Annotated in this window: 16 protein-coding genes and 3 pseudogenes; 9 read left to right on the top strand and 10 right to left on the bottom strand. The window is 73.5% G+C overall.

The genetic code is table 11. The annotated features are described in order from the left end of the window. Positions 1-20 precede the first annotated feature (20 nt). Positions 21-392 carry a TetR/AcrR family transcriptional regulator gene (locus AC0VYN_RS23480; protein ID WP_475532581.1) on the top strand — a complete coding sequence of 124 codons (372 nt, stop codon included), beginning with the start codon at positions 21-23 and terminating at the stop codon, positions 390-392. A 45-nt stretch (positions 393-437) separates the two neighbouring features. Here the strand turns inward: AC0VYN_RS23480 and AC0VYN_RS23475 are convergent, their stop codons facing one another. The 5 genes and pseudogenes from AC0VYN_RS23475 to AC0VYN_RS23455 form a co-directional block, all read right to left on the bottom strand. Next, entirely contained in the window at positions 438-749 is a 312-nt protein-coding gene (locus AC0VYN_RS23475; protein WP_475532580.1) for a hypothetical protein, read from the bottom strand. A 102-nt stretch (positions 750-851) separates the two neighbouring features. Beyond that, positions 852-1,298: a hypothetical protein gene (locus AC0VYN_RS23470; protein ID WP_475532579.1), complete on the bottom strand. Its 447-nt coding sequence runs from the start codon at positions 1,296-1,298 to the stop codon at positions 852-854. 293 nt (positions 1,299-1,591) lie between these two features. Further along, positions 1,592-2,149: pseudogene (locus AC0VYN_RS23465) on the bottom strand (AAA family ATPase); the annotation flags it as partial. Beyond that, positions 2,146-2,445 (bottom strand): hypothetical protein, encoded by a 300-nt coding sequence (locus AC0VYN_RS23460; RefSeq protein ID WP_475537064.1) that lies wholly within the window; start codon positions 2,443-2,445, stop codon positions 2,146-2,148. The gene AC0VYN_RS23460 and the pseudogene AC0VYN_RS23465, both read right to left, overlap by 4 nt. A gap of 5 nt (positions 2,446-2,450) precedes the next feature. Beyond that, positions 2,451-3,062 (bottom strand): annotated as a pseudogene (locus AC0VYN_RS23455) (TnsA-like heteromeric transposase endonuclease subunit); the annotation flags it as partial. A 34-nt stretch (positions 3,063-3,096) separates the two neighbouring features. Here AC0VYN_RS23455 and AC0VYN_RS23450 point away from each other — a divergent pair. The 4 genes from AC0VYN_RS23450 to AC0VYN_RS23435 all read left to right on the top strand — a co-directional run bounded on the left by AC0VYN_RS23450 (position 3,097) and on the right by AC0VYN_RS23435 (position 6,740). After that, positions 3,097-3,753 carry a PadR family transcriptional regulator gene (locus AC0VYN_RS23450; RefSeq protein WP_475532578.1) on the top strand — a complete coding sequence of 219 codons (657 nt, stop codon included), beginning with the start codon at positions 3,097-3,099 and terminating at the stop codon, positions 3,751-3,753. 235 nt (positions 3,754-3,988) lie between these two features. Further along, positions 3,989-4,528 carry a Clp protease N-terminal domain-containing protein gene (locus tag AC0VYN_RS23445; protein WP_475532577.1) on the top strand — a complete coding sequence of 180 codons (540 nt, stop codon included), beginning with the start codon at positions 3,989-3,991 and terminating at the stop codon, positions 4,526-4,528. An 83-nt stretch (positions 4,529-4,611) separates the two neighbouring features. After that, positions 4,612-5,616, top strand: coding sequence for an EamA family transporter (locus tag AC0VYN_RS23440; protein ID WP_475536969.1), 1,005 nt, complete (start codon positions 4,612-4,614; stop codon positions 5,614-5,616). 185 nt (positions 5,617-5,801) lie between these two features. Next, positions 5,802-6,740, top strand: a complete 939-nt coding sequence (locus tag AC0VYN_RS23435) for a DMT family transporter (RefSeq protein WP_475532576.1) — start codon at positions 5,802-5,804, stop codon at positions 6,738-6,740. 74 nt (positions 6,741-6,814) lie between these two features. Here the strand turns inward: AC0VYN_RS23435 and AC0VYN_RS23430 are convergent, their stop codons facing one another. Beyond that, positions 6,815-7,498 (bottom strand): pyridoxamine 5'-phosphate oxidase family protein, encoded by a 684-nt coding sequence (locus AC0VYN_RS23430; protein WP_475532575.1) that lies wholly within the window; start codon positions 7,496-7,498, stop codon positions 6,815-6,817. Between the two features lie 35 nt (positions 7,499-7,533). Between AC0VYN_RS23430 and AC0VYN_RS23425 the strand changes: the two genes are divergently transcribed. Further along, entirely contained in the window at positions 7,534-8,865 is a 1,332-nt protein-coding gene (locus tag AC0VYN_RS23425; RefSeq protein WP_386921484.1) for an aminotransferase class I/II-fold pyridoxal phosphate-dependent enzyme, read from the top strand. Between the two features lie 25 nt (positions 8,866-8,890). Here AC0VYN_RS23425 and AC0VYN_RS23420 read toward each other — a convergent pair whose 3' ends face one another. Then, a complete protein-coding gene (locus AC0VYN_RS23420) occupies positions 8,891-9,865 on the bottom strand; it encodes a DMT family transporter (protein WP_475532574.1) in 975 nt (324 codons plus the stop codon). Positions 9,866-9,939: 74 nt separating this feature from the next. On the opposite strand from AC0VYN_RS23420, the gene AC0VYN_RS23415 reads away from it, so the two are divergent. After that, positions 9,940-10,842 (top strand): LysR family transcriptional regulator, encoded by a 903-nt coding sequence (locus tag AC0VYN_RS23415; protein ID WP_385472404.1) that lies wholly within the window; start codon positions 9,940-9,942, stop codon positions 10,840-10,842. Between the two features lie 10 nt (positions 10,843-10,852). Here AC0VYN_RS23415 and AC0VYN_RS23410 read toward each other — a convergent pair whose 3' ends face one another. From AC0VYN_RS23410 to AC0VYN_RS23400, 3 genes are all read right to left on the bottom strand, one after another. Then, positions 10,853-11,320, bottom strand: a complete 468-nt coding sequence (locus tag AC0VYN_RS23410; RefSeq protein ID WP_475532573.1) for a pyridoxamine 5'-phosphate oxidase family protein — start codon at positions 11,318-11,320, stop codon at positions 10,853-10,855. 57 nt (positions 11,321-11,377) lie between these two features. Then, positions 11,378-11,827, bottom strand: coding sequence for a Rieske (2Fe-2S) protein (locus tag AC0VYN_RS23405; protein ID WP_475532572.1), 450 nt, complete (start codon positions 11,825-11,827; stop codon positions 11,378-11,380). Positions 11,828-11,928: 101 nt separating this feature from the next. Continuing rightward, complete coding sequence (locus AC0VYN_RS23400) at positions 11,929-13,548, bottom strand: amidase (protein WP_475532571.1); 1,620 nt, start codon at positions 13,546-13,548, stop codon at positions 11,929-11,931. Positions 13,549-13,671: 123 nt separating this feature from the next. Between AC0VYN_RS23400 and AC0VYN_RS23395 the strand changes: the two genes are divergently transcribed. Further along, positions 13,672-15,216 (top strand): MFS transporter, encoded by a 1,545-nt coding sequence (locus tag AC0VYN_RS23395; RefSeq protein WP_475532570.1) that lies wholly within the window; start codon positions 13,672-13,674, stop codon positions 15,214-15,216. A gap of 138 nt (positions 15,217-15,354) precedes the next feature. Further along, positions 15,355-15,465 (top strand): annotated as a pseudogene (locus AC0VYN_RS23390) (HipA family kinase); the annotation flags it as partial. Positions 15,466-15,602: the final 137 nt, after the last annotated feature.

The following is a 15,602-nucleotide window of genomic DNA, read 5'->3' as shown; positions in this document are numbered from 1 at the left end:
TGACCTCCTCCAGCCAAGCCGTGAAGGTGGTCCCCGCCCCGCTGACGGCCACTGATACCGACGAGCTCGTCGATCAGTTGCTGGCCTCGCTCGGCCTCAAGCTCGGTGGTCTTCCTGAGGGCACGTTGGCGATGATGCGGTCCATGCTCACCGACCAGGCTGCAGCTGATCACGTCCGTGTCTCTCTCGGCCGGCAGATCGACAGTGTCGGTGCCGCCCTGCCTGCTGCCGAGGATCCCGAACTGCGCGCCGCACTGGTTGTCACCGCGTTGCTGGGCGTGACCATCGGCCACCAGCTCCTCGGCCTGGCCGCGCTTCGTGAGGTTCCTGCGGATCGCATCGCCGCGTTGCTCCGCCCGGCCATCAAGGCTCTGGCAGGACCGCCGGGGTGAACGCAGTGCCCCGTTGCTTCAGTTGTGAGCAGGCTGTTCTCAGGCTCAGAAGCGGTAGTAGGGGTGGAACGGGCTCCATCGTGTTTCGGCCTCGGTTTCATCGGGCTGGTGTGGTGGCGGGATGGTTTCGCGGGGGAAGAACGCGTCGTAGATCCTCGGGCTTCGGTGGAAGGCGACGAACTTGTGGGTGGAGAAATGCCGCTCAACCCACTGGATCAGAGGGTCTGTGCGCTCCTTGGGGACGTAGCCGAGAAGGACGTTGCGGACGGTGATCTGCTCGACGAGCCGGGCGACGTGGCCGGTGGCGACAGCGTGGCGTTCCCACTCCCGGCCGGCGAGAAGTCCGGCGAGCGTCACGACTTGAGGGTTGTCGGAGTGCAGGTGAAGCACGTACACGCGAAAGTGCACAGCGGGCCGTGCGACCTTGGGCCGAAGCCGGAACGGGCATGCCCGAACCGGTCAGAGCCCTGCAGCACGATGCCGCCGGTGATGGTTGAGGGCGACGGCAGCAAGGAGTGGCCCCCAGGCGACCAGCGGCAGGTAAAGGATCCCGGCGATTGTGCTGCCTGGAGGGGTCATGTCCGGATGGGGAAAGGCCCACCAGAAGGCGAACTGGGTGAGGATCAGAGTCAGCGCCACGGCGCCGAGACTCGCCGTCACGGTAACCGCACGCGGATTCGGCCGGCGTCCGCCGACGAGAGGGACCCACTGCGGCAACACCTCACCCCATGGCCGGACCAGTCCGAGAGTGAGCAGCGCGAGCAATTCTCCGCCCACAGTGAGCCCGACCACGTACACCGCACCCCAACCGGTGAAACCCATCGCCTCGTACCCGGCCTCGGTGTACCCGGCGGTGAAACCTGCCGCCAAGAGCAGGCGCCAGACCCCGGACGGCAGGGTGACCAACGCGGCGGCGTGGGCGGCATGAACGGCCCAACGGGGCGGGAGAGGAGGGCTCGTGGCGAGTTGCGTAGTCATCATGAGCCCTATCGTTCCGGCGCGACGGCCCCAAGGCGTCGCCCCCGAGGACGGGCCACGGAGCCGACCGCAGAAGGAGACCTGTACCTCCGTCTCCCCAGCGCGGGGGATGCATGTCCTCCTCGTCGGCCACAACCGCATCGATGAAGACTCCCCGCCACCGGCGGAGCAAGCACTTCGCTGTGCACGTTCGGCTGTACCCGCTTGTGTACGTTGGCCTGTACGCCGACAACGGCCTCGATGATGTCGGTCATGTTCGACCGGGGACGGACCGGAAGCCCCAGGAACCGGGCGAACTCCGCCGCGACCATGCGGGCGGTCGCAGCAGGCGGAACGGTGATGTGGAGGACCGGGATGCGGTCGCCGACCGTCGGGTGACGGGCCCGGTCGAGGAGTTCGTGGGCGCGGCCGAGCTGGGCGATGGGCGCTGGTCTTGCCCGTGCCCGGTTGGCCCGAGACCATCAAGCCGCGCCTGGCGCTGATCGCGTGCCGGTTCAACAGGACCAGGCGGCGGCCGCAGATCTGGTTCTTTTCGACGAACGACGTGGAGACCGTGAGCATCCGGGCGTGATGATCGAGGCGGTCCTCGTCGTAAAGGTCCCACTCGGTCGGTGACAGATGCCGCAGTTCATCCGGGGACGGCCGGGCCGGGGGCGGAGGCGGCCGTCGATGAACTTCCGCCACTTCCGCCACCCGGCCAGAGTGGTCAGCTGCCGGTTCGCCTCGGCGTCGGTCTCCTGCACTGTCGTGGGCCCGGCCGCTGGGCAGGAGCGGGTCACGTGCGCCTCCAGGGGGTGGCGAGCGGGTCGAACAGGCCCAGCGGGATGACGTCGGCGAGCTCGTCGTTGTGTTCGGGCTCGGTGGCGGGTGGGTCGGGGACCGGCCGGTCGGTCGTGGTGGCCCTTGTGCGAGCGGCGACGCGGCGGTCGCGCTTCGAGCGCTTGGCCGGACGGTCCTGTTCCGCAGCGGGACCGTCGTCCGCCCGCCGCAGCAGGGCCGAGGCCGCATCGGCGATCTGTTCCTCGGTGCCGCCGCGGACCTGGGCGCGAGCGTGGTCCCAGGCTCGAACCTCCACCCGGCCTGGGCGCAGAGCAGACGCGTCACCTCTAACGCCTCGGCGTCCCTCGGCTCGATCCGATCGTCCGCACGAACATCGACGACGATCGCCGAGCCGTCCGCGCGCCGCACGAAGTAGTCCGGGGCGTGCCGACGCTCCCGCTCGCCGTCATGCCAGTGCAGCCAGAACGGCTGCGAGCCGATCCCCACCACGCTCGGATCGAAATCCATCAGCAGCAGCCGGTCCCGCTCCAGCCAAGACTCGAAGCCGACGTGCCGCCCGGTCGTCGCCGCCCAGTACCAGCCCGGGAAGTGACGCTCACCGCGCGCCCAGCGAAACGTCCGCACGGGATCGACATCCTCGAACCGGCCCGTCACACAGTCCCGCAGCGGACGCCGACGACGCCCGTGCACCGCGTCCACGTACGACAATTCGATGTACGGCCCCGCGTGATCCACCCAGCCGGTGCAGCCATACAGCACCCCCAGCGCCCTCGTCGCGCGACTAGGTTCGCTGAGACAGAGGCCCGAACGGCTCGGTTCGTTGAGAAAACGACTCCATTGAGTGAGACAGGACACCCCGGACTGCCGCAAAGGTCTTGCCCACCGACACGTACCGATATATCGTTGAAGCATCGCGACAGATCGACCACTGAATGGGGTGATGGCGATGCGTACCCACGGATGCGAGCGTGGACACGGTGGGCACGGACACGGGCGCGGCGAGGGCGGCCCCTTCGGCCGCGGCGGCTTCGACGGCCGGCGCGCGGCGTTCGGCCCCTTCGGACCCGGCGGGCCCGGTGGTCCCGGCGGCCCCGGCGGCCCCTTCGGGCCGGGCTTCGGCCCCGGGCCGTGGGGCGGCCGAGGGCGGGGCGGCCCCAGGGGGAGGGCGCGGCGCGGCGACGTGCGCGCCTCGATCCTCGCCCTGCTCAAGGAGCGCCCGATGCACGGCTACGAGATGATCCAGGAGATCGCCGAGCGCAGCGGCGGGGCGTGGAAGCCCAGCCCCGGTTCGGTGTACCCCACCCTCCAGCTGCTGGAGGACGAGGGCCTGATCGCCAGCGAGAGCGAGGGCGGCAAGAAGCTCTTCGCGCTCACGGAGGCGGGCCGCACCGCGGCCGAGGACGGCCCCGAGGCGCCCTGGGAGGAGGCCTCCCGAGGCGTCGACTGGGAAGCGCTGAACGACATCCGGCAGGCCGGCTTCGGGCTGATGGAGGCCTTCGGCCAGGTCTGGAAGACCGGCAGCAAGGAGCAGCGGGAGAAGGCGCTCACCGTCATCGGCGAGGCCCGCAAGAAGCTGTACCTGATCCTCGCCGACGAGGACTGACCGGCACGGCCCCGCAGGGCACCCCGTGGAGCGATCCGCGGGGCGCCCTCCGTGCTCGCCGGGCGCGCCCGGCCCCGGACGCACGGCGCAAGGCGGCGCGCAGCCGGTGGGGAAATACGGCGTGATCTCATCCGTAAGGAGGAGATTCCGGCCCCCGGGGTCCACTCTGTGTGGGACGCCGAAATGCTCCCCTTCGGGGATGCTCAGCGCCGCCGGGGCTGATGTGCTGGGTGATGTGCAACCCCGTATCCCCCGGCAGTCGGCCGGTGAGCCAGGCGACCGGTCCCCGGGCGGCGCCGACGCCGACGCCCGGTTCAGCGCCGAACTGGCGCCGGTGGTCTCCGGTGCCCGCCGCCGAGCGGTGCGGGACGGGGACCGGCAGATCGACACGGCGCACCTGCTGCACTCCCTCCTGGAGCACGACCCCGAGGCGCGGGCCGTCCTGGGCGAGGGGCCGCGGCTCGCCCGCCTGCTCGGCTATCTCGTGCAGCGCAGCATCGGATACGGCCTGCGCTGGCAGAGTGCCGTCGAGGACTCCGGCGCGGTGCCCGTGACGACCGGGGCCGCCGGCTTCTCGCCGCTGGCCGCGGCGGCCATGGAGGACGCCCGCGCCCGCGCCTTCCGGCGGGGCGCCGCCGGCGCCTGCGGCATCGACCTGCTCGCCGCCCTCGTCGCGAATCCGCAGGCCCGGGCCGTCGAGGTGCTCGCCCGCGCCGCCGTCGACCCCCACGCGGTCCTCGCCCGGGTGCGGAACCACTTCGAGCCGACGCCCTGACCCCACGGCCGGGGCACGCCGGACGTCCAGCCGGTGAGACAGGTGTCATCGGGGGTGACGGTCATGTCGTGCCCTGTCATCATGTGCCGGTGCAGACGACTGACAGCTCCCACGGCAGCCGGGGAAAGGGCGCCGGACTCGGACTCGCGCTCATCTCGGCGGTCGCCTTCGGAGGTTCCGGTGTGGCGGCCAAGCCGCTGATCGAAGCGGGCCTCGACCCGCTCCACGTGGTCTGGCTGCGGGTGGCCGGCGCGGCCCTGGTGATGCTGCCGCTCGCCGTGCGCCACCGCGCGCTGCTGCGCCGCCGCCCCGGACTGCTGGCCGGCTTCGGCCTCTTCGCCGTCGCGGGCGTGCAGGCCTGCTACTTCGCCGCGCTCTCCCGGATCCCCGTCGGCGTCGCCCTGCTCGTCGAGTACCTGGCACCCGCCCTGGTCCTCGGCTGGGTGCGCTTCGTGCAGCGCCGGCCGGTGACACGGGCGGCCGCGCTCGGCGTGGTCCTCGCGGTCGGCGGGCTCGCCTGCGTCGTGGAGGTCTGGTCCGGTCTCGGCTTCGACGCCCTCGGGCTGCTGCTCGCGCTGGGCGCGGCCTGCTGCCAGGTCGGCTACTTCGTCCTGTCCGACCAGGGAAGCGACGCGGGCGACGAGGCACCCGACCCGCTCGGCGTCATCGCGTACGGGCTGCTCGTCGGGGCCGCCGTGCTCACCGTGCTCGCCCGTCCCTGGACCATGGACTGGTCCCTCCTCGCGGACACCGCGCCGATGAACGGCGCCCCCGTCGCCGCCGCCCTCCTGCTGGGCTGGATCGTCCTCGTGGCCACCGTCCTCGCCTACGTCACCGGCGTGCTCTCCGTGCGCCGTCTGTCACCGCAGGTCGCGGGTGTCGTGGCGTGCCTCGAAGCGGTCATCGCGACCGTCCTGGCCTGGATCCTGCTCGGCGAACACCTCTCGGCGCCGCAGATCGCCGGAGGCGCGGTGGTCCTCGTGGGCGCCTTCATCGCCCAGTCCTCGGCGCCCGCGAAGGGCTCCGCGGACCCGGTGGCGAGCGGCGGGCCGGAAAGGGAGTTGTCCAGCCGGGGGACCGCGACCTAGGGTGCCGATCATGCACGCGACCGCACTCGTCCTTCCGCCTCCGGCCGCCTGAGGCGGGCCCCGGAAGCCGCCCGGCTCATGGTCGCCGGTCCGGTCCGTGCTGCTCGCAGACGCCAGTCCCCCCACCCCCGCCCGAGGGGTGGTGCCCGACGTCCGCGCCTCGTGCGCGTCTGCGGAGAGAACTCGTGTCGAATGCCGTCTCCGGCCTGCCCGTAGGGCGTGGCCTCCTCTATCTCGTCGTCGCCGGTGCCGCCTGGGGCACCGCCGGTGCCGCCGCCTCGCTGGTCTACCGGTCCAGCGACATGGGGCCCGTCGCGCTGTCCTTCTGGCGCTGCGCGGCCGGCCTCGTCCTGCTGCTCGCCGCGCGCCCGCTGCGTCCGCGGGTGCGGGCCGCCGTCCCCGAGCCGCTCGGCCGCAAGGCACTGCGGGCCGTCCTCACCGGCCTCGGCCTCGCGGTGTTCCAGACCACCTACTTCGCCGCCGTGCGGGAGACCGGGCTCGCAGTGGCCACCGTGGTGACCCTCGGCGCCGGTCCGGTGCTGATCGCCCTCGGCGCGCGCCGGGTCCTCGGCGAGCGGCTGGGCCGGAGCGGGGCGGCCGCCGTCGTCGGCGCGCTCGCGGGACTCGCGGTGCTGGTCCTCGGCGACGGCAGGACGTCCGTCGAGCCCCTGGGTGTCCTCCTCGCCCTGGTGTCGGCGGCCGGATACTCCGCGATGACCCTCCTCACCCGCTGGTGGGGGCGCGACGGATCGGCGGACGCGGCCAGTACCTCCGTCGGGGCGTTCGCCGTCACGAGCCTGTGCCTGCTGCCCCTGGCCCTCGCCGAGGGGCTGGTGCCGCACACCGCCGAACCGGTCCGGCTGCTGTGGCTCCTGGCGTACGTCGCGGCCGTCCCGACCGCCCTCGCCTACGGCCTCTACTTCGCCGGCGCGGCCGTCGTCCGGTCGGCCACCGTGTCCGTGATCATGCTGCTGGAGCCGGTCAGCGCGGCGGCGCTCGCCGTCGTCCTGCTCGGTGAGCACCTCACCGCGGCGACCCTGGCCGGCACCGTCCTGATGCTCGGCTCGGTCGCGGGACTCGCGGTGGCGGAGGCGCGGCAGGCTCGGAGGCCGGCGCTCGCCTGACGGGCGGGCCCGCCGCGCGGGGGGACGCCGCGATCCGGCGTCCCCCCGCGCGGCTTCCCGCCGGCGGACCGGTGTCACAGGGTGGTCAGGTAGCCGGGCAGCGGGGTGCCCGCGTCCAGGCCCGGGTCCGCGACCGGGGCGTCATAGCCCTTGCGCAGCGGAACCAGGCCGGCCCAGTGCGGGAGGGACAGGTCCTCGGGTTCGTCGTTCACGCCGCCGGTGCGCAGCTTGGCGGAGACCTCGTCCAGGTCGAGGCGGAGCACGGCGGTGGCGGCCAGCTCCTTCTTGTCGGCCGGCCGGGAGTCCCGCGAGCGGCCGGGGACGACGTGGTCGACCAGGGCGTCCAGGGCCGTGCGCTTCTCCTGGGGGTCCGTCACGTCGTACGCGGTGCCGTGCACCACGACCGACCGGTAGTTGATCGAGTGGTGGAAGGCCGAGCGGGCCAGCACCAGCGCGTCCACATGGGTCACCGTCAGGCACACCGGCAGCCCCGGGTCCGTCCGGCCGGCCATCCGCAGCGGGCGTGAGCCCGTGGAGCCGTGCACGTAGAGGCGCTCGCCGACCCGGCCGTAGAGCGTCGGCAGCACGACGGGGGCGCCGTCGCGGACGAAACCGAGGTGGCAGACGTAGCCCTCGTCGAGTATCGCGTGCACCAGCTCCTTGTCGTAGGACGCCCGGTCGGGGGAGCGGGTGGGGACGGTGCGGTCCGTGGGCGAGTAGGCGGCGGGCTGCGACGGTGTCTGCCTGGTCCCCTGCATGGCGCTCTCCATTGCACTAGTGCATAATCGTGTTTGTGCTAGGAGAGTATCGGATCACGGGACGTGGTGCCGCGGAGATTTCCGCGAGCGTCGAACGCGCGGTGGGCGCGGGCGAGCTGGAGCCGGGGCAGCCGCTGCCCCCGATGCGGGAGCTGGCCGAGCGGCTCGGGGTGAATCCCAACACCGTCGCCGCCGCCTACCGCACGCTGCGCGAGCGCGGGGTCATCGAGACCGCGGGGCGCCGGGGCAGCCGGGTGCGCGCGAAGCCGGCCACCACGGGGCGCGAGTTCATCCGCGTCGAGGTGCCCGAGGGCGTGCGCGACGTGTCCGGCGGCAATCCGGATCCGGCGCTGCTGCCGGCCCTCGGCCCGGTGTTCGCTGCCGCCGCCGGGCAGGGCGACCGGGAGCCGGTCCTGTACGGGCACGCGCCCGTGGAACCGGAGCTGGAGCGCCTGGCCCGGGCCGAACTGGACGCCGACGGGGTGCCGGCCGGCCCCGTGGCCGTCACCTCCGGCTCGCTGGACGCCATGGAGCGGGTGCTCGCGGCGCACCTGCGGCCCGGCGACGCCGTCGCCGTCGAGGATCCGGGCTGGGGCAGCCTGCTCGACCTCGTGCCTGCGCTGGGCCTGCGCACCACCGCCGTCCGCCTCGACGACGAGGGGCCGCTGCCCGACGACGTGCGCCGTGCCCTGGCCGCCGGCGCCCGCGCCCTGGTCGTCACGGACCGCGCACAGAACCCGACGGGCGCGGCCCTGAGCGCCGCCCGCTCGCGCGCCCTGCGCTCCGTCCTGCGGGAGCACCCGGAGACGCTGCTGATCGAGGACGACCACGGCCACCGCATCGTCGACCTGCCCCTGCACCCGCTCGCCGGTACGACGCACAGCTGGGCCTTCGTCCGCTCGGCGGCCAAGGCCTACGGGCCCGACCTGCGGCTCGCCGTGCTCACCGGCGACGCCGTCACGCTCGACCGGGTGCGCGGCCGGCAGCGGCTCGGCCCCGGCTGGGTCAGCCGGATCACCCAGCGTGCCGTGGCGCGGCTGTGGGCCGAGGGGGCGGTGGACGCGCGGGCGGTGGCGGCGGTGTACGGCAGGCGCCGGGACGCCCTGCTCGGGGCGCTCGGACGGCGCGGTGTCGCGGCGCACGGGCGCAGCGGCATGAACGTGTGGATCCCCGTGCCGGACGAGACCGGCGCCGTCGCCCGGCTGCTGCACGCCGGCTGGGCCGTGGCCCCCGGGGCCCGCTTCCGGATCGGTGCCCCGCCCGGGATCCGGATCACCGTCTCGACCCTCGCCGACGGGGAGGAGGGGCCCCTGGCGGACGCGGTGGCGGCGGCGCTGGGACCGGGACCGGCGCGGAGCTACGTCTGACGCGTCCGGGGCGGCCGGCGCGCGGTCAGACCGTCGCCTCGCGGCGCTCCGGGGCCGGGCGCACCGGCTCGGCGGGACGGCGTGTCGCGGGCCGTGCCTGGGTCAGGGCCGCGCCGGCGAGGACGACGGCCGCGCCGACGGGGGTCGACCAGGACAGCGACTCGCCCAGCAGGGCGACGCCGGCGGCGGTCGCGATGACCGGGGTGAAGTAGGTGACCATCTGGGCCGTCGTCGGTCCCACCTCGGCGACCAGGTCGTACTGGATCAGGAAGGCCAGCCCGGTGCCGACCGCGCCCAGCGCCGCGACCGCCAGCACGGGGAGCACCGGGAAGTGCGTCGGCATCGAGGTGAACAGCGGTGTGACGACGGCCAGTTGCAGCGTCGCGAGCAGCAGCTGCGCGCCGGTCAGGGACAGGTGCGAGTGGCTGGAGCCGGCCAGGGTGCGGCGGACGTAGATCCAGCCGACCGGATAGCTGAGCGAGGCGAGCAGGGCCAGCGCCGTGCCCGTGACGTCCATGCCCTGGAAGCCCTGCCAGACGCCCAGCACCGTCAGGACGCCCAGGAAGCCGATGCCGAGGCCGGCCACCCGCAGCCGGGTCGGCCGGTCCTCCGACAGGGCGACCAGGGACAGGGCCATGCCCCACAACGGCGAGGTCGCGTTGCAGATGCCCGCCAGCGACGACGGGATCGTCAGCTCGGAGTAGGCGAAGAGGGAGAACGGCAGCGCGTTGAGCAGGAACGCGGCGACCGCCAGGTGCGCCCACGTCCGTGCCCCGCGCGGCAGCCGCTCCCGCTTCACCACCATCACCACGGCGAGCACCGCCGTGCCGAACACCAGCCGGCCAAGCGTGACCTGGAACGGGGCGAAGCTCTCCGTTCCCACCTTCATGAAGAGGAAGCTGAAGCCCCAGACGAGGGCGAGGACCCCGAAGCGCAGCCTCCAGTCGAGGGCACGGAGGACGCGGCGGGACGCGGGGGAGGAGGAGGTGACACTGCTCATGACGCACACGATGCTGCACCTCTTCTCGTAGCACAATCGAGATTTCGAACCCGATATCTCGTAGCATCGCTTACATGTTGAACTTGGAGCGCCTGCGCACCCTCGACGCCCTCGCCCGGCACGGATCGGTCAGCGGCGCCGCCGAGAGCCTGCACATCACCACCTCGGCCGTCTCCCAGCAGCTGTCCAAGCTCGAGCGCGAGGCCGGCCAGCGGCTCCTGGCCAAGAACGGCCGGGGCGTGCGGCTGACGGACGCGGGCCGGCTGCTCGCCGAGCACGCGGCGCGCATCCTCTCCCAGGTCGAGCTCGCGCAGTCCGACCTCGAGGCCCACCGCGGGCAGGTGGTGGGCGAGCTGCGGCTGTCGGCGTTCCCGACGGCCGCCCGGGGACTGTTCCCCGCCGCGCTGTCCGCGCTGCGCGCCGAGCACCCCGCGCTGCGCGTCCGCTCCAGCGAACTGGAGCCGGAACGCGGCATCCGGGGAGTGGTGCGCGGCGACCTCGACCTGGCCGTCGTGCTCGACTGGTACAACAAGCCGATGCCGCTGCCCGACGGCCTGGTCAAGGCACCGCTCCTGGACGACCCCGCGGACGTGGCCATGCCCTCCGGCCACCGGCTCGCCGGCCGGGACGAGGTGGACCTCACCGAGTTCGCCGAGGACGAGTGGATCACGTGGGCCGAGGGCGAGTTCTGCCACGAGTGGCTGATGTTCACGCTGCGCTCGAAGGGCATCGAACCGATCATCGGCCACCGCGCCGCCGAGACGCACACCCAGCTCGGCCTGGTGGCCGCCGGGCTCGGCGTGTGCATCGCCCCGCTGCTCGGCCGCCATCCGATGCCCGCTGGCGTCGTCACCGTGCCGCTGCGGCAGAGGGCCTGCCGGCACGTGTACGTCGTCTGGCGCGCGGACGCCGACCGCCGCCCGTCGATCCGGGCGGCGGTGGAGGCGCTGCGGGCGACCGCGGGACGGCTCGGCTGACCGTGCCGTCCTACGGCGACGGCAGTTTGCGGAAGTCCCAGGAGACGATCTGCTCGGGCGTCAGCCGCAGCCAGGCATGGCGGCCGTCGTGCGGCATCTCGTCCAGGCCGAAGTTCTTCCGGGCGAACAGCGTCTCGGGCAGGTCCAGTTCGGCGCAGAGCTCGCCGGTGCGCGGTGTCTCGCCCACGAACTCGACGCGGCCGGACAGCTCCGCGCCCCGCAGCTCGCCGTACTCCTCCCCGGTGTCGACCACGATCGCCACCCGCGCGTCGCGCCGCAGGTCCGCCCAGCGCCTGCTGCGTACGACCGAGTACAGCCACATCGAGGAGCCGTCCCAGGCGAACCAGAGCGTGCTCACGTGCGGGGCGCCGTCCGCCGAGACCGTGGCGACCCGGCAGGTGCGCTGCGCGGTGAGGAACGCGTCCAGCTCGCCGGGCGTCATCATGATCTTCCGGCCCCTGCGTTGCGCGACGGTCATGCGGTCGGTCCCTTCCTCACACTTCGGGTCGGTCGATCCTGCACCCCCCGCCCGCCGTCACGCCAGCTCGATCGAGTCGCCGCTGACCGTGATCGGTACGGCGGGCAGCGGCTTGGTGGCCGGACCGCCCCGCACGCTGCCGTCGGTGATCGAGAAGGTGCTGTTGTGGCAGGGGCAGTGGATGACGCCGTCGGCGACGTTCTTCACGGCGCACCCCTGATGCGTGCAGGTGGCCGAGAAGGCCTTGAACTCGCCCGCCGTGGGCTGGGTGACCACGATCTTCCGGTCGGCGAGGACCTTACCGCCCCCCTCGGGGATGTCCGCGGTCGCCGCGACCGCGGCCCCGGCGTTCTCGCCGCCGCCGGCCGCCGTGCCGGATGCGTCCGACGCGTCGTCGTCCGAACCTCCGCACGCGGTCAGGGCGACGGCGAGCCCGGCCGCTCCGGCCGCCGCCACGACCGTACGACGAGCCGGTCCCGACGCGGGGTGAAACGATGCGCTGGTCATGCTGATGACGTTCCCTTCCGGGGCTGGGTGCCTGGTCTGCCGAGAGGTACGTCCGCGGGGCGCGTGCCGTTCAGTCCGCCTCGTGTTGTCGCGGCCCGCCGTCACCGGCCGTTCGGCCGGGCACCGCCGGCCGGTGCCGAGGGCAGGTACCGGGGAGCCCGCCACGCGTCCAGCCGGTGCTCCACCGCCGCGCCCAGCGACAGCAGTTCGGCGTCCCGGTGGTCGCCGGCCATCAGCAGCAGCCCGACCGGCAGCTCGTCCACGAACCCGGCGGGCACGGACAGCGAGGGGTATCCGGCGACGGCCGCCGGGGTCGAGGACGGGATCACGTCGTTGTCGCCCCGCGCGCAGTCCGTCGTCCATGCGGGCGGGTTCGCCGGGGACGCGATGGCGTCCAGGCGGTGAGCGGCCATCGTCTCGTCGATGGACCGGCGCGACAGGTCCCGCAGTTCGGCGCGCATGGCCCGGTACTCCGGGTCGGTGGTCGGCGGCGCGGCCAGGGCCTGCTCGAACAGTTCCTGCCCGGCGAAGCAGGTCCGCTCGGCCGGGTGCGCGCGGTTGAACTCGATCAGCCCGGCCAGGTCCCGGGGCCCGCCGCGGGTGGCGAGGTAGGCGTCGATGTCCCGGTGGAACTCGCTCAGCAGCGCCGGGAACTCGAGTTCGGCGAGTCTGTCCTGGTACGGCGGCGTCACCTCGACGACCCGGGCCCCGGCGGCACGCAGATCCGCCGCGGTACGGGTCATCAGGGCGTCCACCTCGGGGCCGAGGGACGGAAGCCGCCACAGGCCGATCCGCTTGCCGCGCAGGGCACCGGAGCGCGTGGCCGCCTCCGCGAAGCCGGAGGCGCCGGTGCCGCCCGTGACGCCGTGGCCGCTGAGCACCGAGAGGGTGAGCGCGGTGTCGACCACGTTGCGCGCCATCGGCCCCGCCGTGTCCTGCTCCGCGGAGATCGGGACGACTCCCGACCGACTGACCAGCCCGAGGCTCGGCTTGTGACCGACCACCCCGTTCATCCCGGCCGGGCACACGATGGAGCCGTCCGTCTCGGTGCCGATCGCCACCTGCGCCAGCGACGCGGCCAGGGCGGCGGCCGAGCCGGAGGAGGAACCGCACGGATTCCGGTCCAGGACGTACGGATTGTTCGTCTGGCCGCCCACCGCCGACCAGCCCGAGGTCGGCTTCGCCGCGCGGAAGTTGGCCCATTCGGACAGGTTGGTCTTGCCGAGGATCACCGCGCCCGCCGCCCGCAGCCTCCCGACCAGGTCCGCGTCCCGGTCCGGCGGGCTCCCGGCCAGCGCCGTCGACCCGGCCGTCGTCGGCATGTCGCGGGTGTCCACGTTGTCCTTCAGCAGCACGGGGATGCCGTCGAGCGGGCCACGGGTCCGCCCGAGCCGGTGCCGGACGTCGCTGGCGGCCGCTTGGCGCAGCGCCGTGGGGCTGGTGCGCAGCACCGCGTGGATCCTCGGGTCGACGGCCTCGATCCGCCGGAGGTACTCCAGGGTCAGGGCCGACGAGGTCAGCGAACCGCGCTTCATCCGCGCCTGTAACTCGGGGATGGTGACCGTGTCGAGGTCCACTCCCCGGACCAGCGCCGAGGGGGACGGGGCCGGAGAGCCGACGGCCCCCGGTCCGGCTGCCTCGGCGCGGTGACCGGGCGCACCGGCCAGAAGGGCGGGCACCACCAGGGCGGCGGTCAGTACCGCGATGCGTCGTCTCGTCATGGGGGACAGCCCACTGCACGGGCCCGTCCGGCGCAAGAGGCCCCCGCCCGGCCCCCGTGGGCCCGGTGACGCCCCTGCCGCCTCCCGCGCGCGCCCGGTGGCCGTCACCGGCAGGCTGGAGGCGTGAGCGGAGACGGAGACGGCGCGGACGGTCTGCGGCTGGCATCGGCGCGCGGGCGCTGGGTGCTGGCCTGTGTCGTGCTCGCGTCCGGCATGGCCATGCTGGACGGCACGGTCGTCAACGTGGCCCTGCCCAGGATGGGGCGCGACCTGGGCGCCTCCCTCTCGGTGCTCCAGTGGGTCGTCAACGCCTACATGCTGACGCTCTCCGCGCTGATCCTCTGGGGCGGCGCGCTCGGCGACCGGCTGGGCAGACGGCGCACCCTGGTGCTGGGCGTCGCCTGGTTCGCCGGTGCCTCGGCGCTGTGCGGCCTGGCACCGGACGAGTACGTGCTCATCGGCGCGCGTGCGCTCCAGGGCGTGGGCGGCGCGCTGCTCACCCCCGGCTCGCTGGCCCTGGTGCGGGCGTCCTTCCATCCGGACGACCAGTCGCGGGCGGTGGGGGCCTGGTCCGGCCTGACCGGTGTGGCCGGGGCCCTCGGCCCGTTCCTCGGGGGCTGGCTGATCGACGGTCCGGGATGGCGGTGGATCTTCCTCATCAACGTGCCCGTCGCGGTCGTCGTCCTGCTGCTGGCGGTCGCCTTCGTACCGGAGAGCCGTGACCCCGCCGCGGCCGGGCGCCCCTTCGACACGCTCGGCGCGTGTCTCGCGGCCGTGGCCCTGGGGGGCGTGAGCTACGCGCTGATCAGTGCCTCGTCGGGCGGCCCCGTCGCGCGCGTCGCGCTTCCCGCGGTGGTCGCCGTGTCCGCGGGGGCGGCCTTCCTCGGGGTCGAACGCCGGGCCCGGAACCCGATGATGCCGCTCTCCCTGTTCTCCTCCAGGCTGTTCTCGGCGACCAACGGGATGACGGTGTACCTGTACGCGGCCATCGGCGGCATCCTGTTCCTGCTGCCCGTCCAGCTGCAGACGGCACTCGGGTACGACGCGTTGCAGGCCGGTCTCGCGACGATGCCCATCACGGTGCTGATGCTCCTGCTCTCCGCCCGGGCGGGCGCGCTGGCCAAGCGCGTCGGGCCAGCGGTGCCCCTGATCACCGGACCTTTGGTGGCCGCGGCCGGAGCACTGCTGCTGCTGAGGGTCGGGCCCGACTCCGCCTACGCACCGGACATCCTCCCTCCGGTACTGGTGATGGGCCTGGGCATGAGCCTGTTCGTGGCACCGCTCACGGCGACCGTCCTGGCCTCCGTCGACGCCGAGCACGCGGGACTGGCCAGCGGGGTGAACAACACCGCGGCACGGGTGGCCCAACTGCTGATCGTCGCCGCGCTGCCCCTCCTGGTGGGCCTCTCCGGCGACGCCTACACCTCCGGTGCCGCGGTGAACCACGCCTTTCACCGCGCCGCCCTCGTGACCGTCGTGCTCTTCCTCGCCGCCTCCGCGACGGCCGCCCTGTTCGTCCGGCCCCGGCGTGTCCGCCGGCGGCTCCGTACGGCCCCGCGCCCCGTGTGCCGCTCCCACCTCTCCCTCAACTGCCCGCCGCTCGAACCCGGGCCGGACGCTCCCCAACAGCGGGCGGACGGACGGCATGGGACGGAGGCGGGCCGGTGAGCCGGCCCGGCGCCCCCGGGACGCCGTCCGCGTCGGCGATCACCCCCGGTTACTATGCTCACTCCATGCCCGGGGCCGGAAGCGAGGGGCCGACGGCCTGGACGGGTGCACGGCTGAAGAGACGGATGGCCCGGGAGAATGCTGGAAGAGGTCGCCGCGACCCGCTACATCACGCCCCTGCGTGAGGGGGGTTCGCTTCCGGGACTCGTCGAGGCCGACGACCTCGGGACGTACGTCCTGAAGTTGTCTACCTGGTGGCGCTGACCTGCATCGATGCAGCTGTCCCCGCCCCTGGCCTGCGCGGATAAGTCTTTCAGCGTCTTTCGGGATCGTGCTGCGTTACGCGGTCGATTCTCCCCACGCGCCCCCCAGGGCCGTCGATACTC

It is taken from the genome of Streptomyces sp. 63XJN7_1_ISO-PGPR-S23-121 (assembly GCF_056173025.1).
Note: the sequence above shows the minus strand (reverse complement) of the source record. Positions and strands in the feature narration are given on the sequence as shown.